This window comes from Roseateles sp. P5_B10 (assembly GCF_056400485.1).
The window spans coordinates 1-699 of sequence record NZ_JBFULE010001473.1; the positions used below are offsets into that span (position 1 = coordinate 1).

Below are 699 nucleotides of genomic sequence, written 5' to 3' on the forward strand. Positions count from 1 at the left end.
CGCCACTCTCGTTGGCCACCAGCTCGAAGTGGTAGGTCTCGCCGCGGATGATGCAGCCCAGGGCGATCAGCGCGTCGAAGTCATTGCTCTCGGCCAGGGCCTGCAGGGCCAGTGGCACTTCCAGCGCACCGGGCACGGTGACGTGGCGGATGGCTTCGGTCGGCACGCCGAGCACCGACAGCTCGGCCAGGCAGGCGCTGGCCAGGGTCGAGGTGATGGCGTCATTGAAGCGCGCCTGGACGATGGCGATGGTCAGCTCGCTGCCATCGAGAGCGCCCTCGAAGCTGGGCAGGCCTGGTTCGGAATCTTGCATCGCGGGCCTTTCGGGTTCAGCAGTTGGGAGGCGCAGTAAAGCCGGTCACTTCGAGGCCATAGCCGGTCATGCTGGGCATGCGGCGCGGGCTGCCCAGCAGGCGCATGCGGTGCACGCCCAGGGCCTTCAGGATCTGGGCGCCGACGCCATAGGTGCGCAGGTCCATCGCGCCCTTGGTGGCGGGGGCCGGCTCGCAGGCCTGCACGCGGGCCAGCACGCCGGCGGCGTCCTCGCCGCAATTCAGCAGCACGACCACGCCGCCCGGRCTGGCCTTGACGGCGGCCAGYGCGGCGGGCAGGCCCCAGGAGTGGCCGCAGGGGCCGGCTTCCAGCAGGTCCATGACCGACAGCGGTTCGTGCACGCGCACGAGGACTTCGGTGTCGGGC

Annotated in this window: 1 protein-coding gene and 1 pseudogene; both read right to left on the bottom strand. The window is 70.6% G+C overall.

Features of this window, described 5'->3' with window-relative positions; translation table 11 throughout:
- Positions 1–313: 6,7-dimethyl-8-ribityllumazine synthase (ribH, locus tag AC1DU6_RS34050; RefSeq protein ID WP_477862832.1), on the bottom strand; the 313-nt coding region annotated here is incomplete at its 3' end.
- A 16-nt stretch (positions 314–329) separates the two neighbouring features.
- Positions 330–699 (bottom strand): annotated as a pseudogene (locus AC1DU6_RS34055) (bifunctional 3,4-dihydroxy-2-butanone-4-phosphate synthase/GTP cyclohydrolase II); the annotation flags it as partial.